This is a genomic window from Micromonospora sp. NPDC023869 (assembly GCF_055559695.1).
The window spans coordinates 134,509-157,503 of the sequence record NZ_JBVHKD010000012.1; the positions used below are offsets into that span (position 1 = coordinate 134,509).

17 protein-coding genes and 2 tRNA genes are annotated in these 22,995 nt (G+C 72.5%); 8 read left to right on the top strand and 11 right to left on the bottom strand.

The genetic code is table 11. The features are described 5' to 3' along the window. Nucleotides 1-4: 4 nt before the first annotated feature. Entirely contained in the window at nt 5-3,019 is a 3,015-nt protein-coding gene (locus ACZ31C_RS26940; RefSeq protein ID WP_465797647.1) for a hypothetical protein, read from the bottom strand. Nucleotides 3,020-3,158: 139 nt separating this feature from the next. Then, nucleotides 3,159-3,767: a helix-turn-helix transcriptional regulator gene (locus ACZ31C_RS26945; RefSeq protein WP_350695515.1), complete on the bottom strand. Its 609-nt coding sequence runs from the start codon at nt 3,765-3,767 to the stop codon at nt 3,159-3,161. 219 nt (nt 3,768-3,986) lie between these two features. Between ACZ31C_RS26945 and ACZ31C_RS26950 the strand changes: the two genes are divergently transcribed. After that, nucleotides 3,987-5,267 carry a hypothetical protein gene (locus ACZ31C_RS26950; RefSeq protein WP_396751988.1) on the top strand — a complete coding sequence of 427 codons (1,281 nt, stop codon included), beginning with the start codon at nt 3,987-3,989 and terminating at the stop codon, nt 5,265-5,267. A 101-nt stretch (nt 5,268-5,368) separates the two neighbouring features. On the opposite strand, the gene ACZ31C_RS26955 is transcribed toward ACZ31C_RS26950, so the two are convergent. Further along, nucleotides 5,369-5,608 (bottom strand): DUF6458 family protein, encoded by a 240-nt coding sequence (locus ACZ31C_RS26955; RefSeq protein ID WP_396691481.1) that lies wholly within the window; start codon nt 5,606-5,608, stop codon nt 5,369-5,371. Between the two features lie 151 nt (nt 5,609-5,759). On the opposite strand from ACZ31C_RS26955, the gene ACZ31C_RS26960 reads away from it, so the two are divergent. Together ACZ31C_RS26960 and ACZ31C_RS26965 are read left to right on the top strand one after the other, a co-directional pair. After that, nucleotides 5,760-5,832 (top strand) — tRNA-Gly (locus ACZ31C_RS26960). 39 nt (nt 5,833-5,871) lie between these two features. Further along, a tRNA-Val gene (locus tag ACZ31C_RS26965) sits at nt 5,872-5,943 on the top strand. A gap of 459 nt (nt 5,944-6,402) precedes the next feature. Here ACZ31C_RS26965 and ACZ31C_RS26970 read toward each other — a convergent pair. Continuing rightward, a complete protein-coding gene (locus tag ACZ31C_RS26970; RefSeq protein ID WP_465797648.1) occupies nt 6,403-7,077 on the bottom strand; it encodes a polysaccharide deacetylase family protein in 675 nt (224 codons plus the stop codon). 243 nt (nt 7,078-7,320) lie between these two features. Beyond that, on the bottom strand, nt 7,321-8,943 hold the full coding sequence (locus tag ACZ31C_RS26975) for a glycoside hydrolase family 43 protein (protein WP_465797649.1): 1,623 nt from the start codon (nt 8,941-8,943) through the stop codon (nt 7,321-7,323). A gap of 255 nt (nt 8,944-9,198) precedes the next feature. On the opposite strand from ACZ31C_RS26975, the gene ACZ31C_RS26980 reads away from it, so the two are divergent. The 4 genes from ACZ31C_RS26980 to ACZ31C_RS26995 all read left to right on the top strand — a co-directional run bounded on the left by ACZ31C_RS26980 (nt 9,199) and on the right by ACZ31C_RS26995 (nt 13,987). Further along, entirely contained in the window at nt 9,199-10,494 is a 1,296-nt protein-coding gene (locus tag ACZ31C_RS26980; RefSeq protein ID WP_465797650.1) for an extracellular solute-binding protein, read from the top strand. A 46-nt stretch (nt 10,495-10,540) separates the two neighbouring features. Next, nucleotides 10,541-11,560, top strand: coding sequence for a LacI family DNA-binding transcriptional regulator (locus ACZ31C_RS26985; protein WP_396751997.1), 1,020 nt, complete (start codon nt 10,541-10,543; stop codon nt 11,558-11,560). Between the two features lie 124 nt (nt 11,561-11,684). Then, complete coding sequence (locus ACZ31C_RS26990) at nt 11,685-12,710, top strand: LacI family DNA-binding transcriptional regulator (RefSeq protein WP_465797651.1); 1,026 nt, start codon at nt 11,685-11,687, stop codon at nt 12,708-12,710. Between the two features lie 251 nt (nt 12,711-12,961). Then, complete coding sequence (locus ACZ31C_RS26995) at nt 12,962-13,987, top strand: NAD-dependent epimerase/dehydratase family protein (protein WP_465797652.1); 1,026 nt, start codon at nt 12,962-12,964, stop codon at nt 13,985-13,987. Between the two features lie 34 nt (nt 13,988-14,021). Here the strand turns inward: ACZ31C_RS26995 and ACZ31C_RS27000 are convergent, their stop codons facing one another. After that, a complete protein-coding gene (locus ACZ31C_RS27000; RefSeq protein ID WP_465797653.1) occupies nt 14,022-14,996 on the bottom strand; it encodes an Acg family FMN-binding oxidoreductase in 975 nt (324 codons plus the stop codon). A gap of 210 nt (nt 14,997-15,206) precedes the next feature. Here ACZ31C_RS27000 and ACZ31C_RS27005 point away from each other — a divergent pair, with 210 nt between their 5' ends. Continuing rightward, nucleotides 15,207-15,845: a response regulator gene (locus tag ACZ31C_RS27005; protein WP_117226524.1), complete on the top strand. Its 639-nt coding sequence runs from the start codon at nt 15,207-15,209 to the stop codon at nt 15,843-15,845. 22 nt (nt 15,846-15,867) lie between these two features. On the opposite strand, the gene ACZ31C_RS27010 is transcribed toward ACZ31C_RS27005, so the two are convergent. The 5 genes from ACZ31C_RS27010 to ACZ31C_RS27030 all read right to left on the bottom strand — a co-directional run bounded on the left by ACZ31C_RS27010 (nt 15,868) and on the right by ACZ31C_RS27030 (nt 22,962). Further along, entirely contained in the window at nt 15,868-17,496 is a 1,629-nt protein-coding gene (locus tag ACZ31C_RS27010; RefSeq protein ID WP_396752027.1) for a GAF domain-containing sensor histidine kinase, read from the bottom strand. Between the two features lie 146 nt (nt 17,497-17,642). Beyond that, complete coding sequence (locus tag ACZ31C_RS27015) at nt 17,643-18,650, bottom strand: Acg family FMN-binding oxidoreductase (protein ID WP_465797654.1); 1,008 nt, start codon at nt 18,648-18,650, stop codon at nt 17,643-17,645. A gap of 70 nt (nt 18,651-18,720) precedes the next feature. Further along, nucleotides 18,721-19,608 carry a universal stress protein gene (locus ACZ31C_RS27020; protein WP_465797655.1) on the bottom strand — a complete coding sequence of 296 codons (888 nt, stop codon included), beginning with the start codon at nt 19,606-19,608 and terminating at the stop codon, nt 18,721-18,723. A gap of 13 nt (nt 19,609-19,621) precedes the next feature. After that, nucleotides 19,622-22,015 (bottom strand): phosphoketolase family protein, encoded by a 2,394-nt coding sequence (locus ACZ31C_RS27025; RefSeq protein ID WP_465797656.1) that lies wholly within the window; start codon nt 22,013-22,015, stop codon nt 19,622-19,624. Between the two features lie 86 nt (nt 22,016-22,101). Next, nucleotides 22,102-22,962: a universal stress protein gene (locus tag ACZ31C_RS27030; RefSeq protein ID WP_396752014.1), complete on the bottom strand. Its 861-nt coding sequence runs from the start codon at nt 22,960-22,962 to the stop codon at nt 22,102-22,104. Nucleotides 22,963-22,995: the final 33 nt, after the last annotated feature.

A 22,995-nucleotide genomic window follows, 5' to 3' on the forward strand; every position in this document is an offset into this window, starting at 1 on the left:
GTCGTCACCAACTGCGGCGCAGCAGTCCGGGCGGTTGCTGGGCCGGCAGCACCACCAGGAACGGGGTGTTCACCGGGCGGAACCCGATGCCGGTGGCCACCGCCCGGCGTTCGCCCAGCCGGTCCTTCGGCAGCACCAGCACCTGGCCGGTGAAGGTGCCGTCGGCGGCCGGACGAACCGGTGCGGCGGTCGCGGTGATGCCGACGTCCCAGGCCAGGCGCACCGGTTGGCGGGGTGGGAAGTCGAAGCCCCGGATCGTGGCGACGAAGCCGGGCGGTCCGATCCCCGGCACCGCCTCGATACGCGGCTGGAGCACCCGCAGCCGCGCGGTGGCGGTGTCGTTGTCCGGGTCGGCGTTGCCGCCGGTGGTGGAGACGGTGCCCCGGACGGTCGTGTCGAGGGCCGCGCCGGGGGCGAGCGTGCCGCCCACCGTGGCGGCAGCGCCGGGGGCGAGGTCCGGCACCGGGCAGCCGTCGTCGCGGCAGTCGGGCAGGAGCCCACCGGCTGGTACCCCGTCGGGCAGGCCGGCGCGGACCCGCAGGCCGGTCGCGGTGGTCCCGCCCGCGTTGCGCACCGTGTACCGGACGGTGACGACGCCGCCGACGTAGCCCGGCTGCGGGTCGACCGAGACGGTGATCGTCGGGTCGGCCGGGCTGTCCGGCGGTGCGGGTACGACCCGGACGGTGGTCACCGTGGCGTTGTCCGACGGGTCCGCGTCGGTCGGGCTGGTCTCGACCGACCAGCCCACCTCGAAGCTGCCGGCAGCGTCGCCCACCAGGTCGACCCGCACCTCGACGGTACGTCCCACCTCGACGCGGCCCAACGCGCAGCGCAGGGTGGCGAGCACGCATTCACCGGCCGACGTGTCGAGGCCGGTCACCGACAGCCCGGCCGGTACGCGCAGGGTGCCCTGGACGTCGTCGGCGGCGGTCGGTCCCTGGTCGGTGACGGCGAACCGCAGCGAGGTCCGCCCGCCGACCGTGGTGGTGGGCGCGGGTGCCGACACGCTGGTGGCGACGTCCACGCGGCGCTGCCAACTCGGCTCCTTCTGCCGTCCGGGCAGGTGCCCGGTGAGCGGGCCGACGGTGCCGGCGGCGAGGTCGTAGCTCCACAGTGCCTCGGGCGAGTTGTTGCCCTCGGCACGGCGGGCCGAGAAGGCGAGCCGCTGGCCGTCCGGCGACCAGGCCACGTCGCGGGGCTGGTGCGGGGCGTCCTCGCGGTCGGGCACCGGCAGGGCGCACGATCCGCCACCGGCGGGCAGCAGCAGGCGGCAGTCGCCGTCGTCGAGGTCGAGAAGGACCACGCCGTCGGCCTCCCGGTTGAAGGCCAGCCGGGTGCCGTCCGGCGAGAAGGCGGCGCTGTCGTCGACGACCGGGCAGCCGACGCCGCAGATCGTCTCGGTCAGGTCGGTCTGGTCCAGGCCGTTGCCGGCGTCGGCGGTCCAGATGTGGGTCGACACCTCACCCCGGTAGGTGCCCCGGGTGAAGGCGAGCCGGGTGCCGTCAGGCGACCAGGCCGGCTGGGTGTCGTCGAGTCCGGCCAGCGGGGCCGGGACCGGCAGGTCCAGCAGGAGGTCCCCGTCGACGGCGTCGACCACCTCGATCCGGGACGGGGTACGTCCTCCCGGCCCGTCGCCCGGCGAGTTGCGGACCAGGGCCAGCCGGGTGCCGTCCGGTGACCAGGCCGGGTCGGTCTCCCGGTCGCCGCTGCCCCGCCCGGCGATCGGCAGCAGCCGGGGCCGACCCCCGTCGGCGTCCACGATCCACAACCGTTCGGTCCGTACGCCGTCGACCGTCTCGAACCGGGTGACCGCGATCTGCCGTCCGTCCGGCGAGTACGCCTGCCGCTCGAACCACGGATCACCGTCCACCGGCTCCCAGAGCAGCAGGGAGTCGTCGAGCGCCCCCGGGTCCTCCCGGAGCACCGATACGCCCAGGTCCCGCGGGTCCACTCCATCCGGCCGGATGTCCTGGAGGGTGGCGGTGGTCCGGTCCAGGGCGCTGGTCCGGCCGACCAGCAGCGACTCGGTGTCGCTGCCGGGCGGGGTGTACCAGGTGGGATGGCTGACGTCGCGGTTCTCGCCGAGTCGCTGCACCACCACGCACTGGCACACGTCCTCCTGCACCAGCACCGAGTAGACCCGGTCGACGTCTCCGGCCGACCCGCCGTCCGGCAGCGTCCGGCTGACGAACGCCACGGTCGCCCCGTCGGCGGTCCACGCCGGCTGCCGGGCCTGCCAACCGCCGGGCAGCATCTGGGTCCGCGCGGTGCCGTCCGGAGCGATCAACCACACCTCGGGTGCCGGTTCGGCCGGCCCGACCGTGTAGGCGAGACGTCCGTGCGCCGGGTTCGGGTCCCAGGCCGGCTCGGCGGCACCGGTCGCCTCGGTGGTGACCTGGGCGACCGGGCCGCCGTCGGCGGAGATCCGATAGACCTGGGGGAGCGTGGCGTCGCCACGCAGGCCGGCGAAGGCCAGCGTCGTACCCTCCGGTGACCAGGTCGGCCACCTGTTGTCGCCGGTGCCGTCGGTCACCCGTCGGCTGTCGCCGGTCGCGACGTCGACCACGAACACGTCGTGCGCGCCGTCGGCCCGCCCGGCGGCGGAGCTGTACGCGATCCGGGAGCCGTCGGGGGAGAGCACCGGCCGGGACTCGTCGGCCGAGTTCTCGGTGACCCGCTGCACCGGGCCGGTGCCCCGCCGCAGGTAGACCTCGGTGGTGCGGGTGTCCCGCCGACCCACCCAGGTCACCGTCGACCCCCGGGCCGAGACCTCGTCGTCGAAGTGGCCCGGGCCGGGGCCGAAGAACGGCGCCGCCGTCGCCGCCGAGCCCTCGCCCGTGACGACACCGACGCCGCGGTGCCCGGTGCCGGCGTACGCGATCCGCTGGCTCAGATCGTCGTTCGGCGCCGGTGCGGGTGGCGCGGTCGGGGCCGGTGCGGGCGCGGCGACGGCGACCCCTGTGGTGGGTGGCGGCGCAGCGACGAGCAGCACGGCCAGGACGACAGGGAATCCGATCATGCGTCGCACGTGGACCTCGCGAGGCGTACGTCGTTCGGGATGGCCACCGTCATCCTCTGGTGCTCCGGCGTCCGGCCGCCTCGGCCTGCCGGGCACCCGAGGGGGCATCCGGCGCCGCCCGTTCAGGCAATCCACCGCACTAGATCAGGCCGTTGCGCAGCGCGTACGCCACGGCGTGCGCCCGGTTGCGCAGTTGCAGCCGACTGGTCACGTCGTGCAGGACGTTCTTCACGGTCCGCTCCGAGTACGACAGCTTGCTGGCGATCTCCCGGGTGTCGAGCCCGTCCGCGACCAGCCGCAGCACGTCCACCTCCCGGGTGCTCAGCCCGAGCAGGGTGAGGCCGCGTGGTTCGAGGACCTGCCGCTGCAACCGCCCCATCTGCGCCATCAGCCGACCCAGCAGGTCCGCCGGGAGCGCGCCCTCACCACGGGCCACGGCCAGGACGATGTGACTGAGCCGTTCCGCGCTCGCCTCGGTGCGGCGGACCAGCCCCACCACGCCGTGCTCCACCGCCTGGGACAACCCGGCGTCGTCGATCCGGGCCGGCACCAGCACCAGTTTGGCCGGTCCGGTCCGGTGCAGGCGGCGCAGCAGCCGGATGGCCGACTCGTCGAGGACGTCGACGACCACCAGCGAGACGCTCTCCGGCGTCTCCCGGCCCGGCTCGATCACCCACAGGTCCGGTCGGGCACGCAGTTGGCTCTCCACCCCCGACCGCGAGATCGGGTCCTCCGCGTGAACGCTCACCGTGACACGCTGCATCTTCAGCCTCCCCCACACCTCGACGCCCGGACCCGTTCGTCCGGCCCGGACGGCGCGGCACGGCGGGTGCCGCGCCGGTACGCAGAGCATGACCGGCGTGACTTCGCGTGCACCTAACGTGGACCTAACGGGCAACGGTTCTGCCCGTGCCGGTTCCCCGCCGGACGGTCGGCAGGCGTCGTCACCCGCCTAGCGTGGGCGGACATGAGCGTCTCGTTGGGTCTGGTGGACACCCCGACGGTGGTCGTGCCGGGAGAAAGCGTCGACATACCGGTGACGATCCGCAACTCGGGCGACGTCGTCGAAGCGTACGACCTCACCATCGTCGGCGTGCCCGACGCGTGGGTGACGTTCGATCCGCCCCGGGTTTCCCTCTATCCCGGCGCCAGCCAGACCGTCGTGCTCACCGTCCGTCCGCCCCGGTCCTCCGAGGTCCGCGCCGGGGATCTGCCGTACGGCGTGCGGGTGGTCCCGTCGGAGGCGCCGGAGACCGCGACGGTCGAGGAAGGCGTGCTGACCATCGCGCCGTTCTCCGAGGTGGGCGCCGAACTCCGGCCGCAGGTGCGGCGGGCCCGGCTCACTGCCCGCTACCGCCTCGCCGTCGTCAACGGCGGCAACATCGGCGAGGAGTTGACCGTCACCGCGACCGACGGGGCGGAGCAACTGCGCTTCACGGCCCGCCCGCCGGCGATGATCCTGGCCGCGGGTGAGCAGTACCAGGCCGGACTCCGCGTACGGACACGGCGGCTGCTCTGGCGAGGCACCCCGCGTCACCTGCCGTTCCGGGCCCTGCTGACCGACCGGGACGGTCGCGCGATCACTCTGGACGGCACTCTGGTGCAGCAGCCCGTCCTCTCCGGGTGGCTGCTCAAACTGTTGGCGCTGCTCTTGGCGTTGCTGCTGCTCCTGCTGGCGCTATGGTTCGGCCTGCTGCGCCCGGCGGTGCAGTCGGCCGCCCAGGAGGCCGCCGACGAGCGGGTGGCGCAGGCCGCGACCCAGATGGAGGCATCCGCGAACGAGGCCGCCGGCCAGGCGGCCCGGGAGGCCGTGGCGCAGGAACGGGCCGAGACCCCCGCCGCCCCGCCGGCGAGCCCGTCGCCGACCCCGGCAGCCGCCACCGGTGGTGGACAGTTCGCCACCGCGCTGACGCTGCGGACCAACCCCGGCAGCACGGCGTCCCGCAGCTACACGGTGCCCCGCAACCGGGTCCTCCTGCTCACGGACTTCCTGGTCGACAACCCGCAGGGGGACACCGGCACGTTGACCATCACCGCCAACGACGTGCGGGTGGTCACCTACGGCCTGGAGAACTTCCGCAACCAGGACTACCACTCGGTCACCCCGATCCGGGTACCGGCCGGAGCGCAGGTGACCCTCACCATCGAGTGCCGGCAACCCGGCACCCCGGTCGGCGCCGCCACGCCCCGGACCTGCCAGGAGGGGCTGTACCTAAACGGCATCCTGAATCGGACCAGGCCGAGCTAGCACGAACGACGATGGCGGTCACCATGCATGGTGACCGCCATCGTCGTTGCCTCTGCGACCGATCAGCTCCCTCGGCCGCCGACCCGACCGTCGTACGCCGCTCACAGCGGCGGCGCGACGTCCCGGCGCTCCTCGACCCGGCGGTACTCCGCCGGCTGCTCGGTGGTGACCACCTGGCGGCGGCGGCCCCAGACCAGGGTCGTCATGATCAGACCGAGTACGCCGGCCGCCATCAGGATCCAGCCGACGACGTCCAGGTCGAGACCACCGATGCTGGCGTTGACCGCGAAGGCGAGGATCGCGCCGAGCGCGAGCAGGAAAACACTGGTTCCGATACCCATGACAGCCTCCTTCTTCCAGGGGCGCGGTGTGCTGTCGTGAGGGTCTGTACCCCGACGGTGACCGGCACAATCACGTCGGGAAGCGGGGTGGCCGGTCGAGCGATCTTGTCATCGGGTAGAGTTGGCGCGTCCCCGGCACTTCGCGGGGCACGCGGACGTAGCGCAGCTGGTAGCGCATCACCTTGCCAAGGTGAGGGTCGCGGGTTCGAATCCCGTCGTCCGCTCGCAGCCTGCCCGCACCCTCGGGTGTCGGCGGTCTCCACGGGCGATTGGCGCAGTGGGAGCGCGCTTCCTTGACACGGAAGAGGTCACTGGTTCAAACCCAGTATCGCCCACCGCATGTTTTCGCTGGTCACGCTCATTTGTCAGTGACTATCCCGCCTCGATGAGTCTGGATCGCACCCCGACCTTGGTCGGGGATCGGCCATGGGTCGACTCGTTCGTCATGCGGGAACCGGAAGGTCGTGCTCGATCCTGGATCGAGTGGTTATGGTGCCCCCGGTGAATCCACTGGATCCCGGATTGAGCGTGATCTTGGCCGGGCGAGCCGCACGCTCATCGGCTGTTCGCCCCCGTCGAGGGAGCAGCTGAGCCTCGCCGGCGGGATCCCGTAACGTCGCCGACTCGGATCGCCACTGGATCAGGCGGCCGTCGCCTTTGCCGTCACCGACCAGTCAGATGTCGCCGGCCGCCGTTCGATCCGTTTCCGCCGTCAGGTCGAAAGGGCCGGATTCCAGGTGTGGACCGTCGTACCTCGGCGAGAAGCACGCGTACCAGACGTCGTGTCGGCGCCGTCAGTGACGTCCGCTGTTATCGGGCAGCGCGAAACTCCATCCAGCGGCACGTGCCGACGGTACGAAGCGGTCCACCGCGTCGACGGTCTGGCTCCGGTCTCCGCCGCCGTCGTGCAGCAGCACCACCGCGCCGGGTGCGGCGCCGTCGGTGAGTCGTCGCAGCAGTTCGTCGGTGCCGGGTGGCTCCCAGTCGGTGACGGCGAGCCGCCAACCCATCGGCCGCATGCCGAGCGCGGCGGCGACGGTGGGGGTCTGGCCCCACGCGCCGTACGGGGCGCGGAAGTAGCCGACCCGGGCGTACGGGACGGCCTGCCGGATCACCGCGTTGGTCTCCAGCAGGTCCGAGGCGATGCGTCCGGCAGCCCAGTCGCTCATGTCGTCGTGCCGCATCCCGTGGTTGCCGAGCACGTGGCCCTCGGCGGTGATCCGGCGGACCACCTCGGGGTACCTGACGACCTGGTCGCCCCGAAGGAAGAAGATCGCCCGGACGTCGTGGTCGGCCAGCACGTCGAGCAGGCGCGGGGTGTGTACCGGATGGGGCCCGTCGTCGAAGGTGAGGCAGAGGACCTGCCCGGTGTCGATCACCTCGACCGGGCGTGCCGGCGGGGGTCCGATGCCCGGCCGGATCGCGACGGCGGGGTAGGGGGCGTGGCGAGACTGGGTGGGCGGTGGCATCACCGGTGGCCTTCCGACGAGGTGGTGCGGCGAGTGGGTCGCGTGGGGCGCGGACCCGCCCCACCTGGCACGGCGACGATGCTGCGGTGGCGATGCGGTCGTTCCGGGAGCGTCCGGTAACTTGGTCGAAACGTTACGGCCGTCGATGCCGGGGCGTCAACGGTCGATACGTCCGACTCTCGGGATATTGCCTGTTCAGAGAGCTGTAAAGCGATATCGAAAACTTTCCGGACGCGCCTGTGGTCAGTGTTCGAGGTAGGTGGCGTGGTCGAAATCGGCGTACCGGCCGTCGCCGCCGATGTCCTGCACCCAGAGCCCGAGCAGCGAACCGGTGAAACCCCAGGCGGTGAACTCCCCGTCGACCATCTCCGTGGCGTGCTCGTCGGAGAGGATGGTGGCGTCAAGCTCTACCGGCACCTGCCGCCAGCCGTCACCCAGGTCGTACTCGAAGCGCAACGCCGGGCCGTCGAAGGTCACCCGCAGGCCGACCCGGCGGGCGCCGCCGGTGTCGACGGTGAGCTGCGGGTACGCGGTGCGCCGGCCCCGGTCGCAGCTGAGCACCTCCAGCACCACGCGCCCGTCGTCGGCGCGGGTCAGATAGAGGTGGTGCCAGTTGCGGGTGTTGTAGTACCCGGTCACGCCGGCCAGGTGCCGGTGGTCGCGCGGGTCGAACTCGACGACCGTCTCCAGCGAACAGTGCGTCGCGCCGACCCGGCGGGCGACCAGGCTCGGGGTCTGCTTGCCGGTCGGCGACTGTCCACCGTGCACCCGCAGGTGCGAGGGGCGGGAGCGCAGGTCGATCCAGTCGTCGTCGGCCGGGCGGCGCAGAGTCGACCAGCACACCGCCAGTTCGGGTGCGTCGAAGTGGTCGACGGCGGGTTCCGCCGGCCACGGTCGGGCCGGCAGGTCCGGGGCCGGGACCTCGTCGGCCGGGATCCCGCCGTCGATGCGGGGCCACCCGCCGGACGGCCAGTCCACCTTCTGCAGGGCGGTCTCCCGACCCAGCACGCACTTCCCGAGCGGGGTGTACGGGCGGCCGACCAGGTGCGCCAGGTACCAGTCGCCGTGCGGGGTCTGCACCAGGCTGCCGTGTCCGGCCTTCTGCAACCTGAGGTCGGGCCGGCCGACGGAGGTGAGCAGCGGTCCGGCCGGGTCGACCTCGTACGGCCCGAACAGCTCGCGCGAGCGGGCCACCGTGACCTGGTGCTCCCAGCTCGTGCCGCCCTCGGCGACGACCAGCCAATACCAGCCGTCGCGGCGGTACAGGTGCGGTCCCTCGGTCAGGCCGACGTCGGTGCCGGTGAAGATGATCCGTGGCTCGCCGACCATGCGCTTGCCGACCGGGTCGTACTGCTGGATCTCGATGCCGCCGAAGCGGTCGCGGCCGGGCCGCCACTCGGCGCTGAGCGCGAGCACCCAGGTGGTGCCGTCGTTGTCGTGGAACAGGGCGGCGTCGAAGCCGTGTGAGTGCAGCCGGACCGGCGCCGACCACGGGCCGGTGATGCTCGGTGCGGTGGTGAGGAAGTTCTGCGCGTCCCAGTAGCCGCCCGCGAAGCTGGCCACGTCGCTGTAGACGAGGTGGAACAGTCCGTCGTGGTGGGTCAGGTCGGGGGCCCAGATCCCGGCGGCGTCGTCGCAGGCACGCAGGTCGAGCAGGCGACGGTCGGTGACGATCCCGCCCAGGTCGCGCCAGTGCACCAGGTCCGTGGAATGGTGCACGCGCACGCCCGGATACCACTCGAAGGTCGAGGTGGCCAGGTAGTAGTCGTCGCCGACGCGCAGGATGGACGGATCGGGGTGGAAACCGGCGAGGACCGGGTTTCGGATCGACCGGGTGGTGGCCACGTCCGCGGGCTCGGCCGACATGCGCTACTCCTTCAGGATTCGATCCCGGTGGATTTCCGGTAGTGGGCTGCGGGAACCCGCCAAGATTCGGATCACCGTAGCGGGTAGTGTCTGCTTGCGACAGCCCTCTTGACCGCGTACGTCGACGCGTCGTAACGTGCCGGCCATCACGTCGAAAATACCGGCAACGGGTTGAAACTTTCGAACTGCCATTCGCGGCCTGTCGCCGATCGCGGTGCCTCTATGCGTACGTCACCGGTTGTCGAAGGGATACAGATGACAGCGCCCGTCTCCCGCAGGTCACTGCTCGGTCTGGCCGGTCTCGGCGCCGGTGCCTTCCTGCTCGGAGGATGCGGAGGCGACGAGTCCGACACCACCGGCGCCCCGCAGACGATCAACTGGTGGCACATCCAGAACACCGAGCCGATGCTGCCGGTCTGGGCCGACCTGGCGCGGGTGTACTCGGGCCGGCACCCGAACGTGACGTTCGAGATCGAGCCGTTGGAGAACGAGATCTTCAAGGGCGAGCTGGCCGAGATCACCAAGAAGGGCACCCCGCCGGACCTGTTCCAGTCGTGGGGCGGCGGCCTGTTGCAGCAGCAGGTGGAAGCGGGCCTGGTCAAGGACATCACCGCTGACGTGGAGCCGTGGATCGGGCAGTTGCTGCCGGCAGCGTTGCAGCCGTACACGATCGACGGACGGATCTACGGCATCCCGTTCGACGTCGGCATGACCGGTTTCTGGTACAACCGGGACCACTTCTCCGACGCCGGCATCACCTCGCCGCCGACCACCTGGGCCGGGCTGCTGGAGGCGGTCGGCAAGCTCAAGGCGCGCGGCATCACCCCCATCGCGCTCGCCGGCAAGGACAAGTGGCCGGGGCACTTCTACTGGGCGTACCTCGCGATGCGCGTCGGCGGTGTGGACGCCCTGCGCCGCGCGGGCGAGACCGGCAACTTCGACACCCCGGAGTTCGTGGCCGCCGGTGAGCGCCTACAGGAGCTGGTCGATCTCAAGCCGTTCCAGCGGAACTGGCGCTCCGCGGAGTACGGCACGGCGGACGGGCAGGGCGCGGCGATGGGCAACGGCGAGGCCGCCATGGAGCTGATGGGCCAGTGGGCGCCCTCGATCCAGGCGTCGTCGTCGAACAGCAAGCTCGGCATCGGCAACCAGCTCGGCTTCTTCACCTTCCCGACGGTGGAGGGCGGCAAGGGTGCCGCCACCGACGCTTTCGGCGGCGGCAACGGCTTCGCGGTCGGCCGCGACGCGCCGCCCGCGACGGTGGACTTCCTGCGCCTGCTGCTGCGGTCGGAGAACCAGCGCCGGGCCGCCGAGACCGGAGCTGTGCTCCCCACCAACCTGGCCGCCGTCGGCCGGATCAAGGACCCGAACAACCAGGTGGTGGCGGCGCACCTGGCGGTCGCGACCGGGTTCCAGCTCTACCTCGACCAGGCGTACCCGCCGGCGGTCGGTCAGCAGGTCAACGACAGCGTCGCCGAGCTGATGATCGGCCGTAAGCGGCCGGATCAGATCCTCAAGGACATCACCGCGGTGGCGAAGAGCCAGCAGTGACGCCTCCGTCGGCGGCGTCCATCGAGCGAGGAGATGGAGGCGCCGCGTGGCTGCCAACGACAACCGCACAGTGACCATCGCGGCGATCGCCCGCCTGGCCGGCGTGTCGGTGCCGACCGTCTCACGGGTCATCAACGGGCGTTCGGACGTAGCCCCCCAGACGCGTCAGCGGGTGGAGGAGTTACTCACCCGGCACGGATACCGGCGGCGTCCGCCGAGTATGCGGGCGAGTTCGGGGTTGGTGGACCTGGTCTTCAACGATCTGGACAGCCCGTGGGCGGTGGAGATCATCCGGGGTGTGGAGGACGTCGCGCACGCCGCCGGGGTGGGTACGGTGGTCTCCGCCATCCACCGCCGCACCTCCTCGGCCAAGCAGTGGCTGGACAACATCCGGACCCGCTCCACCGAGGGCGTCATCTTCGTCACCAGCACGTTGGAGGGACCGCAGCAGGCCGAGCTGCGCCGCCTCAACATCCCGGTGGTGATCGTCGACCCGGCCGGTGTCCCCGCCCAGGACGCGCCGACGATCGGTGCCACCAACTGGGCCGGCAGCCTGCGGGCCACCGAGTACCTGATCGGGCTGGGTCACCGGCGGATCGGGTTCATCGCCGGACTGCCCCAGTTGATGTGCAGCCGGGCCCGGATGGACGGCTACCGCGCGGCGCTGGAGACGGCCGGTATCCCGGTGGACGACCGGTTGATCCAGGTCGGCAACTTCTATCACGAGGCGGGGTTCTCCGGCGGGGTGCGGTTGCTCGGGCTGGCCGATCCGCCGACGGCGATCTTCGCCTCCAGTGACCAGATGGCGTTGGGGGTGTACGAGGCGGTCCGGCAGCGGGGGTTGCGGGTGCCCGACGACGTCAGCGTGGTGGGCTTCGACGATCTGCCGGAGGTCCGCTGGTCCTCGCCCCCGTTGACCACGGTGCGTCAGCCGTTGGCCGAGATGGGGATGTTGGCGGCGCGTACGGTGCTGCGGTTGGCCAAGGGGGAGAGGGTGGAGAGCCCCCGGATCGAGTTGGCCACCGAACTGGTCGTCCGGGACAGCGCGGCGGCGCCGAGGAGTTGACCACCCGACGGCCCGAAGGATCTGCCCCACCTCCCGGTATGCGCGTGAAAATTCCGGCACTAGGGTAGGAGTTGTCGGCTGCCTCGCCGGGTGGGTCGCCGTACCGGGTTGGGTGGGTGGAGCTGTGGTTGCCAGAGAGACCCGCAGGGTCACGATTTCGGCGATCGCCGATCTGGCCGGCGTGTCCGTGCCGACCGTGTCGCGGGTGATCAACGGGCGTTCGGACGTGGCCCCCCAGACGCGTCAGCGGGTGGAGGAGTTGCTGACCCGGCACGGGTACCAGCGGCGTCCGCCGAGTATGCGGGCGAGTTCGGGGTTGGTGGACCTGGTCTTCAACGATCTGGACAGCCCGTGGGCGGTGGAGATCATCCGGGGTGTGGAGGACGTCGCGCACGCCGCCGGGGTGGGTACGGTGGTCTCCGCCATCCACCGGCAGACCGCTCCCGCCGAGCAGTGGCTGACCAGCCTGCGCGGCCGGGGCACCGAGGGCGTTATTTTCGTGACGTCCATGGTCGAGGCGCCGATGCGGGCCGAGTTACGGCGGATGGACGTCCCGGTGGTGATCGTGGACGCCGACGGCCTGCCGCCGCAGGACGCGCCGACGGTCGGTGCCACCAACTGGGCCGGCGGCCTGCGGGCCACCGAGTACCTGATCGGGCTGGGTCACCGGCGGATCGGGTTCATCGCCGGGCCGCCGCAGTTGATGTGCAGCCGGGCCCGGATGGACGGCTACCGCGCGGCGTTGGAGGCCGCCGGGCTGGGCTTCGACGACGCGCTGGTCTGCCCGGGCGACTTCTATCACGAGTCGGGGTTCGTGGGCGGCACCCGCCTGCTGGGGCTGGCCGATCCGCCGACGGCGATCTTCGCCTCCAGTGACCAGATGGCGTTGGGGGTGTACGAGGCGGTCCGGCAGCGGGGGTTGCGGGTGCCCGACGACGTCAGCGTGGTGGGCTTCGACGATCTGCCGGAGGTCCGCTGGTCCTCGCCGCCGATGACCACGGTGCGTCAGCCGTTGGCCGAGATGGGGATGTTGGCGGCGCGTACGGTGCTGCGGTTGGCCAAGGGGGAGAGGGTGGAGAGCCCCCGGATCGAGTTGGCCACCGAACTGGTCGTCCGGGACAGCGCCGCCACCCGGCCGACCACCGGATGAGCTACCGATACTTTTCCGGAAGTTGTTGACGCGCGTCTCGGTCGCGACGACGATTTAGCGTGCCAACCTTCGATGAAGGAGCCGGCCAGGGGTGCCCGCCGTGCCCGCGGCACCGCCCTGCCGAAGCCCGTGCCCGGCGCACGCCGTAGGCGTCCGCCGGGCACGGCACCGGACCGGCTTCTGCCCAGGGCAGATCTGCTGACGGTGAACGAGCTGCCCCACCGCGTCCGACCCACGGCAGGGTGGACCACATGAGAATGCTCATGCTGGGCGGCAGCGGGTTTGTGGGCCGGGCGACGGTCGCCGAGGGCCTCCGTCGTGAATGGTCGGTGACGGTGTTCAACCGGGGGCGGCACGGGGCTCCTCCGGACGGCGTACGCCACCTGGTCGGCGACCGCACCACCTCGGACGGGCTGGCCGCGCTGGCCGACGGCGAGTGGGACGTGGTGGTCGACACCTGGGACGGCGCACCCCGGGACGCCCAGGCCGGCGCGCGGACGCTCGCCGGACGGGTCGGGCACTACGTCTACGTCTCCTCCGGTGCGGTCTACGCGCCGCCGGTGCCCGCCGGGGTGACCGAGGACGACGCTGTGGTCGACGCCGACCCGGACGCCGCCGACGGCGACTACCCGACCCTCAAACGCGGTGCCGAGCGGGCGGTGCAGGAGGTCTTCGGCGACCGGGTGCTGCTGGGCCGGGCCGGGCTGATCCTCGGCCCCGGCGAGGACATCGGCCGGTTGCCGTGGTGGCTGACGCGCATCGCCCGGGGCGGTGACGTGCTCGCGCCCGGTCCCGCCGACCTGCCGGTGCAGTACGTCGACGTGCGGGACCTGGCCGTCTTCCTGCTCGACGCCGGTGCCGCCGGCCTCGGCGGCACCGTCAACGTGGTGGACCGTGCCGGGCACACCACCATGGGGGAACTGCTCGCCGCCTGTGTCGCGGCGACCGGCGCGGACGCGTCGCTGCGGTGGGTCGCGCCGGAGCGCCTGCGCGACGCGGGCGTGTCACCGTGGACCGAGTTGCCGGTCTGGCTGCCGCCCGGCCACGCGTACCGGTGGATGCAGCAGATCGACGTGAGTCGGGCGTTCGCCGCCGGGTTCACCGGTCGACCGGTCTCCGACACCGTCGCCGACACCTGGGAATGGCTGCGCCGGGTCGGCACGGTGCCCGACCGGGCGGGCCGACCGGCCCGGGAGCCGGTGGGTCTCGACCCGGACCGCGAGGCCGCCCTGCTCGCCGAGCTGACCACCGGCCACCCGGTCCCGCCGGCCCACTGAGCGTCGGCCCGGCCCTCCCCGCGACCTCACCCGGTCAGCCGAGGCGCACCGGCAGGTCCAGCGTCTCGTCGACCGGTCGACGTGGGGTGGGCCGGCCGGGTCGACCGAACCCGATCCGCATCACCATCTGCGGGGTGCCGAACCTCCCCAACGACATCCGCAGCTGTTCGCGAGCCGAGGGCACCTCGATCGGCTGGGACAGCATCGACACGGACAGCCCGGAGTCGGTGGCGGCGAGCAGGACCCGCTGCAACGCCTGTCCGGCGACGACCTGGTCGACGGCGGTGTTGCCGGCCGAACCGAGCACCGCCACCAGCGGCTCCGGCTCGAAGTCGCGGCCGGGTGCGCGCTGGGTGCCACCGAAGCCGCGCGACGGCAGCAGGTCCTGGGGTTCGGCCTGCGGCCCGCCGGCTGCGGCCGGTACCCCGTCGGGTGCGGGCTCGGCGCGTGCCCAGGCGACGCGTTCGGCCCGGTAGGCGGGGTCGCGTTCGAGGACACGGTGCGCGCCACGGGCGATCTCGGCGAAGGCGGTGACCGCGCTCACCCCGATCAGCAGTTCCAGCCAGCAGTGCTCGGCGCGGGCCGCCTCGCCGAGGCGCCAACGGGTGTCGGCGGGTACCGGGTCCGGCCAGAACGGGGCGCGGTTGCTGAACCGGCGGCGGATCGCCGCGTGCAGGTTCTGCTCGGCCGGAGTCGGTCGGCGTGGCAGGTCCGGCACCAACCGGGCCAGCACGGTCGGTTCCGCCGGGTACGGCCGCAGCCGGACGGTGGCCGGGGTACCCGCCACCGCCAGCGCCAGCCGCAGGTTGAACAGTGCCGCGCCACCGGCGACCCGGGCACCCCAGCCGCTCGGGTCGGTGGCCGGCAGCCGCCGCTCCGGGTCGAGCAGCACCTCGATCCCGCCGTCGCGCAGCCGGAACCGCCAGGGCTGGACGTTGTGCAGGGACGGCGCCCGAATCGCGTCGGCCGCGGCGACCCGAAGCTGCTCGACGGTGTAGCCGGTCTCCATGGTCCTGCCCCCTCACCCTCGCCGGTACCTCCCCACGGTGCGCCTCGGGGACCCCCGCCCAGCAGGGCCACACGTCCCGAACCCCCGGGACACCCCGCCCCTCACCCGGGACCGTGCACCGGCGTCGGCCCTGTCTCCGACCAGGGGACGATCGTGGGTCGGGACCTTCGGCCCGTGCGTGCGGCGGGGGAGAACGGGTAGAAACGAGGGATGATCCGGGTGTTCCTGCTCGACGACCACGAGGTCGTCCGTCGTGGCCTTGCCGACCTGCTCCAGGCCAGCGGCGACATAGAGGTGGTCGGCGAGTCCGGCTCCGCGCCGGAGGCCGCCCGCCGGATCCCGGCGCTCCGCCCCGACGTGGCGATCCTCGACGCCCGGCTCCCCGACGGCAACGGCATCGACGTGTGCCGGGACGTACGGGCCGTGGACTCCTCGATCAAGGGCCTGATCCTCACCTCGTACGAGGACGACGAGGCGCTGTTCGCGGCGATCATGGCCGGAGCCTCCGGGTACGTGCTCAAGCAGATCCGCGGCACCGACCTGGTCGACGCGGTACGCCGGGTGGCGGCCGGACAGTCGCTGCTCGACCCGGCGATCACCACCCGCGTGCTGGACCGTATCCGCAGCGGGGTGGAGCAGCCGCGCGAGTTGCAGTCCCTCACCGAGCAGGAACGGCGGATCCTGGAGTACGTCGCCGAGGGACTGACCAACCGGGAGATCGCCGGCAAGATGTTCCTGGCCGAGAAGACGGTCAAGAACTACGTCTCCAGCGTGCTGGCCAAGCTCGGCCTGGAACGGCGTACCCAGGCCGCCGTGCTGGCCACCCGGCTGCTCGGCAAACCCCGCTGACGCGTACGCGCGACTACGCCGGTCAGTCCCGCAGCGGGATCGACCAGCGCAGTTCGGTGCCGCGCGGACGAGCCGGGCGTACCTCGAAGGTGCCGTCGTGGCGTTCCGCGCGCTCGCGCAGGTTCACCAGCCCACCCCGGGCGGCGGCCGGGTCGCATCCCACCCCGTCGTCGGTGACCAGCACGGTCACCTGACCACCGTCGACCCGTACCGACACCGTCACGGCCGACGCCTCGGCGTGGCGTACCGCGTTGGACAGGGCCTCCCGGAGCACGGCGGTGAGATCGGGGCGGACCGCGTCCGGGACGGCGCTGTCGACCGGACCGGTCAGTTCCAGCCGGGGACGGAAGCCCAACGACTCGGCAGCCACCTCCACCGCCTCGCGGATCTCGGTGCGCAGCGCCGCGCTCACCGGGCTGCGCAGCTCGAAGATGGTGCGGCGGATGTCGGAGATGGTGGCGTCCAGGTCGTCGACCGCCGCGTTGAGCCGTTTGGTGAGTTCGGGCCGCGCGGCCAACGGCACCGCGCTCTGCAGGTGCAGACCGGTGGCGAACAACCGCTGGATGACCACGTCGTGCAGGTCCCGGGCGATCCGCTCGCGGTCCTCCAGGACCACCAACTGCTCGCGCTCCTCCTGGCCGCGTGCGCGTTCCATGGCCAGCGCGGCCTGCCCGGCGAAGCTGCCGAGCAGCGCCACGTCCTCGTCGGTGGCGCCACCGTGCTCGGCCGTGTGCGCGATCACCAGGACGCCGTGCAGGGTGTCGGCGGTGGCCAGCGGCGAGATCACCGCCGGCCCGGTGTGCAGCACCGCCGGCCAGGGAGCGGCGTGGGCGAGGTCGTCCACCGAGTCGTGCCGGCGCTGCGCGATCGGCCCGGCGAAACTGGTGTCCGCCGCCGGCAGCACCGTGCCGACCAGCGCGCGGGCCTGAGCGCCGGCGCCGTCGACCACCTCCACCGTGAAGTGGTCGGCCTCGTCGTCATAGAGCAGCACCAGGGCCAGTTCGGCCTCGGCGACCTCGCGGGCCCGCCGCGCCACCAGCGTCAGCGCGTCGGTGCGGCGTACCTCGCCGAGCAGCAGCGAGGTGATCTCGGCGGTGGCGGCGAGCCAGCGTTCCCGCCGGTGCGCCAGCGCGTACAGCCGGGCGTTCTCGATCGCCACCCCGGCCGCCGCGGCGAGCGCCACGACAATCTCCTCGTCGTCCTCGGTGAACTGCGCGCCGCCCTGCTTCTCGGCCAGATAGAGGTTGCCGAAGACCTGGTCGCGGATGCGGACCGGCACCCCGAGGAAGGTGTGCATCGGCGGGTGGTTCGGCGGGAACCCGTAGGAGCGCGGGTGCTGGGTGATGTCCGGCATCCGCAGCGGCTTCGGGTCGTCGATCAGCAGGCCGAGCACGCCCCGACCATGCGGCAGGTCACCGATCCTGGCGTGCAGCTCGGGGGAGATGCCGTGGGTGATGAAGTCGTGCAGCATCCGGTCGGTGCCGATCACGCCGAGCGCGCCGTACCGGGCGCCGGCCAGGTCGCAGGCGGACTGCACGATCCGTTGCAGGGTGCTGCGCAGGTCCAGGTCGGTGCCGATGCCGACCACCGCGTCGAGCAGGGCCCGCAGCCGTTCCCGGCTGGTCATCACCTCCCCGACGCGGTCCAGCATCTCCTGGAGCAGTTCGTCCAGGTGGACGCGGGAGAGCGGACTGAGGCCGAGAGAGGGCGGCTCGTGCCGGGGGTGAGGTTCGCCGACGGTCACCCGGCGATGCTAACCGGCCGGCGACGGACGGAGAACGCCCGCCGGACCTCGGCTCACCCCACCGTCCCCTCGACGGCGGACAGGTCCACCACCTGCGCACGGTCCAGTCGCGGCGTGTGCGGCGGACCGGCGTGCGCCGGGTCGGCGACCCCGAGCCGCAGGACGAGGTACGGGTGGCCGAGCCCGGCCAGCACCCCGCGCAGGACCTGCCGGGTCGCCGGCACCTCCACCACCCCGCTCAGCGGCACCACCGAGACACCCAGCCGGGTGGCGGTCAGCCAGGCGGCCGAGAGCGACTCACCGGCCCGCAGCCAGTCCACCGGCTCGTCCTGGTCGCCGTAGAGCACCCCGTACGACGCGGCCCGGTCGTGCCCCGGCCCCACCGGCAACGTCCCCGGACGGCCGAAGTCCCGGCCCGGCACCGTGGTCTGCGCCGCCTGCTCGGGCAGCACCTCGGCGGTCAACCCGGTCCCGGCGGCCCGGCTGGTCCAGTAGTCCAACTCCTCGCGCAGCCGGGTGTCGTCCGCCTCCACCGTGGCGGCGCGCGAGGCGGCGGCGGCCAGCTCCAGCACCTGGTCCCGGTCGAGGATCTCCAATCGGGCGCCCTCCCGATGGGCGGCGATGCCGACCGCGTCCAGTCGTTCGTCGCCGACCGGTTCGTCACTGACCGGTCGCCGGTCGGTGTGCCGGACCTGCATGCACTGCACGGCACGCATCGCGTCCGGGTCGGCCCCGCTGGCACGCAGGTCGGTCAGCCGGGCGAGCAGGTCTGGCTCCGCCGGGTCGGGCATCCGCCGCACCGTCGCCGTCCAACCCTCGGCGGCCAGCGCCAGCCGGGCGTGGTGCAGCGCCGCCCCGCAACTCAGCCGGACCAGCTCACCCTCCGGGTCGGTCGCCGCCAACTGCGGGTCGTGGACCATCCGCAACTCCAGCGCGTCGGGCAGGACCCGCCAGCGCCACGGCTGCGCGTTGTGCACGGAGGGTGCCCGACCGGCCATCGTGGCGGCCTCCGCGAGCGCGGTGGGCAGCGGGCGATGCGTGGCCGGCGTCTGGTGGCTCATCCTCACGACCTTTCGTCTCTGCTCATCGTGCCGCACTCGGGTAGGCAGGTGGGCCGGGTCGGGTTCGTCATCAGCGTTCCCGGACGACCGCCACCGGGCAGTGCGCGTGCTGGATGAGCTGTTGGCTGACCGAGCCGAGCAGCATGCCGCGCAGGCCGCCCCGGCCCCGGGTGCCGACGACGACCAGTTGCGCCTGGCGGCTGGACTCGATCAGTAGTCCGGCCGCCGCGGAGGCGCCCGTCTCGACGCTGACCTCGACATCGGGGAAGGTCTCCTGCCAGCGGCGCACCGCCTCGTCCAACTCCGCGCGGTCCTCGGCCAGGGCGGCGTCGCGGGCCTGCTCGCCGGTGAGGTTCCACTGTTCGCGTCCGGGCTGCCAGGCGCGTACCACCCGCAACGGCACCCGGCGCAGTGCCGCGTGCTCGACGGCGAAGCCGAGCGCCACCAGGGACGGTTCGGAGCCGTCCACCCCGACGGTGACGTGCCCGGCCCGCGCGGCGTCGACGGTGTCGCGGCGGACCACCACCACCGGGCAGTGCGCGTGCGCGGTGACGCTGACCGCCGTGGAACCGGCGAGCAGGCCGGCGAAGCCGCCGTGTCCCCGGCCGCCCAGCACCACCAGGTCGGCCTCCGTCGAGCTCTCCTCCAGCACCAGGGCCGGCGGGCCGTCGCGGACCTCACCGCGTACGGTCAGCTCGGGGTTGGCCGCGCCGGCGTCCGCCGCGGCCTTGCCCACCAGCTCCTCGACCTGCTGGCGGGCCTGCTCGTCGGGCCACATGCCGGGCGTGACGCCGGGACCGACCCAGCCGGCCACGGTGAGCCACTCGAAGACGTACACCAGCCGGACCGGCCGGCCGTCCCGGCGGGCCTGGTCCAGCGCCCAGTCCAGGGCCGCCGCCGCGTCCGGTGAGCCGTCGTAGCCCACCACGATCTCCGCGCCGCTCGTACTCCTGGTCATGGCTGCTTCCTCCTCAGGGGTTGGTGGGGTCGGTCTCGCGGACCCAGCGCCATTCGGCCACCCGGGGGTCGTCCTCGCCGTACCGGCGGGTGTGGTCGCGGGCCGCGTCGCGCGCGTCGGTCATCTCCTGCCGCAGGTACGCCACCCGGTCACCGAGCCCGGGAACCCGGTCGATCACGTCGATGACGAGGTGGAACCGGTCCAGGTCGTTGAGCATCACCATGTCGAACGGCGTGGTGGTGGTGCCCTCCTCCTTGTACCCGCGTACGTGCAGGTTGCGGTGGTTCGTGCGGCGGTAGGTGAGCCGGTGGATCAGCCACGGGTAACCGTGGTAGGCGAAGATGATCGGCTTGTCGCGGGTGAACAACGTGTCGAACTCGTTGTCCGGCAGGCCGTGCGGGTGCTCGCTCGACGGCTGGAGCCGCATCAGGTCGACCACGTTGATGACCCGGACCTTGAGGTCGGGCAGGTGCCGGTGCAGCAGGTCCGCCGCCGCCAGGGTCTCCAGGGTCGGTACGTCACCGGCGCAGGCGAGGACCACGTCCGGCTCGCTGCCGGCGTCCGTGCTGGCCCAGTCCCAGATGCCCACCCCGCGTCGGCAGTGCTGGACGGCCTCGTCCATGGTCAGCCAGTTCGGTGCGGTCTGCTTGCCGGCCACCACCACGTTGACGTAGTGCCGGCTGCGCAGGCAGTGGTCCATGGTGGAGAGCAGGGTGTTCGCGTCCGGCGGCAGGTACACCCGGACGACCTCGGCCTTCTTGTTCATCACGTGGTCGATGAAGCCCGGGTCCTGGTGCGAGAAGCCGTTGTGGTCCTGCCGCCACACGTGGCTGGAGAGCAGGTAGTTCAGCGACGCCACCGGCATCCGCCAGGGAATGTCCCGGGTCACCTTGAGCCACTTCGCGTGCTGGTTGACCATCGAGTCGACGATGTGGATGAACGCCTCGTAGCTGGTGAAGACGCCGTGCCGCCCGGTCAGCAGGTAACCCTCCAGCCAGCCCTGGCACAGGTGCTCGGAGAGCACCTCCATCACCCGGCCGTCGGGGGAGAGGTGGTCGTCGCCGGGCACCGTGGCGCCCATCCAGGCCCGGTCGGTGACCTCGAAGGCCGCCTGGAGCCGGTTGGAGGCCACCTCGTCCGGCCCGAACAGCCGGAAGGTCTGCGGGTTCGCGGCGATCACGTCCCGGATCCACCGGCCCAGCTCGCCGGTGGCGCCGGTGGCCGTGGCACCGGGACGCGGCACGTCCACCGCGTAGTCGCGGAAGTCCGGCAGGACCAGGTCGCGCAGCACCGACCCGCCGTTGGTGACCGGGTTGGCGCTCATCCGCCGGTCCCCGGTGGGCGGCAGGGCGGTCAGCTCGGCGACCGGGGCGCCGGTGGCGTCGAACAGCTCCTCCGGGCGGTAGCTGCGCAGCCAGCGCTCCAGCTCGGCCAGGTGATCCGGATTGCTGCGGACGTTCGACAGCGGCACCTGGTGGGCGTGGTACGTGCCCTCGACCTGCTTGCCGTCGACCTCGCGCGGGCCCGTCCAGCCCTTCGGCGTCCGCAGGACGATCATCGGCCAGCGGGGACGTTCGGTGCCGGCACCGGATCGGGCCCGACGGTGGATCTCGGCGATCTCGTCCAGCGCCCGGTCCAGGGTGGCGGCGAGCGCCTCGTGCACGGCGGCGGGCTCGTCACCGGCCACCACGTACGGCTGGTAGCCGAAGCCGCGCATCATCGCGAGCAGGTCGGACTCGGGGATCCGGTCCAGCACCGTCGGGTTGGCGATCTTGTAGCCGTTGAGGTGCAGGATGGGCAGCACCGCGCCGTCCCGGGCGGGATTGAGGAACACGGTCGACAACCAGCTTCCGGCCAGCGGGCCGGTCTCCGCCTCGCCGTCCCCGATGACACAGGCCACCAGCAGGTCGGGATTGTCGAACGCGGCGCCGTAGGCGTGGCTGAGCGCGTACCCCAGCTCGCCGCCCTCGTGGATCGAGCCCGGCACCTCCGCCGCCACATGGCTGGGGATGCCGCCGGGGAAGGAGAACTGGCGGAACAGTCGGGCCATGCCGGCCTCGTCGCGGCCGACGCCCGGGTACCGCTCGCTCCAGGTGCCCTCCAGCCAGGTGTTCGCGACGATCGCCGGACCGCCGTGGCCGGGGCCGGTGACGAAGAGGGCCGACAGGTCGCGGTCGACGATCACCCGGTTGAGGTGGGCGTAGATCAGGTTCAGGCCGGGCGAGGTGCCCCAGTGCCCCAGCAGCCGGGGCTTGACGTGCTCAGCCGCCAGCGGTTCGCGGAGCAGGGGATTGTCGAGCAGATAGATCTGCCCGACGCTGAGGTAGTTCGCCGCCCGCCAGTAGGCGTCCAGGCGACGCAGTTCCTCGTCGGTCAGGGTGCTCGGGATGTCCACGGCCGTGTCCATACTGCTTGAGCCTCTCGCGGGTCGGTGGATTCTGCATCCGCTGCGCGGGTTCCTGCCTCCAGCTTCGCGGGATCGGCCAGCGTGGATCAGGGCCGTTGGTCCCGCCCGTCCGGGTGCCCTGGCCCGTCGTCGGTGGGCGGCCCGGTGACGCCACGGACCACCAGCACCGGGGCCGGGGCGTGGTAGAGCAGCGACTGGCTGACCGCGCCGAGCATGCCGCGCCACGGTTCGTCGCCGCGCGCGGCGACCACCACCAACTGCGCGGTGCGCGACTGCTCGACCAGGACGTCACCCGGTTCGCCCCGGACGACCCGGCACTCCACCGCGACGTCCGGGTGTCCGGCACCGTGCCGGGCCACCAGGGCGGCGAGCCGGTCGGTGGCCTCGCCCACCGCCGCGTCGGACTCGACCACCCAGACCGCCAGCAGGTGCGAGCCGTGCCGGCTCGCGCAGGCGTACGCCCAGGCCAGGGTGATCTCGGCGGAGGTCGAGCCGTCCACCCCGACCAGCACCGGTCCGGTCGGCGGGGGTTCCTGGCGGGCGACCAGCACCGGGCACTCGGCGCGGGCGGCCACCTGGACGGCGGGACTGTCGGCCGGGATACAGCGGTCGCAGTGGGCCATGCCGCCGTCCCCGACGGCCACCAGGAAGGCCGCCTCGGACTTGCGGACCAGCGTCGCCACCGCCGAACCCTCGATGATCTCGGCGGTGACCGGTACGTCCGGCTCGCTCTGGTTGGCCGCCACGGTGGCCTCGGCGAGTAGTTCCTCGGCGTGCGAGCGGGACGCGGTGACCGCGGGCGCCTCCAGCGCGGCCCAGTTGAACGCATGCATCAGGTGCAGCGCGCGGCCGTGGGCGGCGGCCACCCGCGCGGCGGTACGGGCCACCGGCAGCGCGCCGTCCGGACCGACGCCGACCAGCACCGGCGCCTCGCTGCCTGGGGCCATCCGCCATCACCCCCGCAGCTGCGCTCGGCCTGC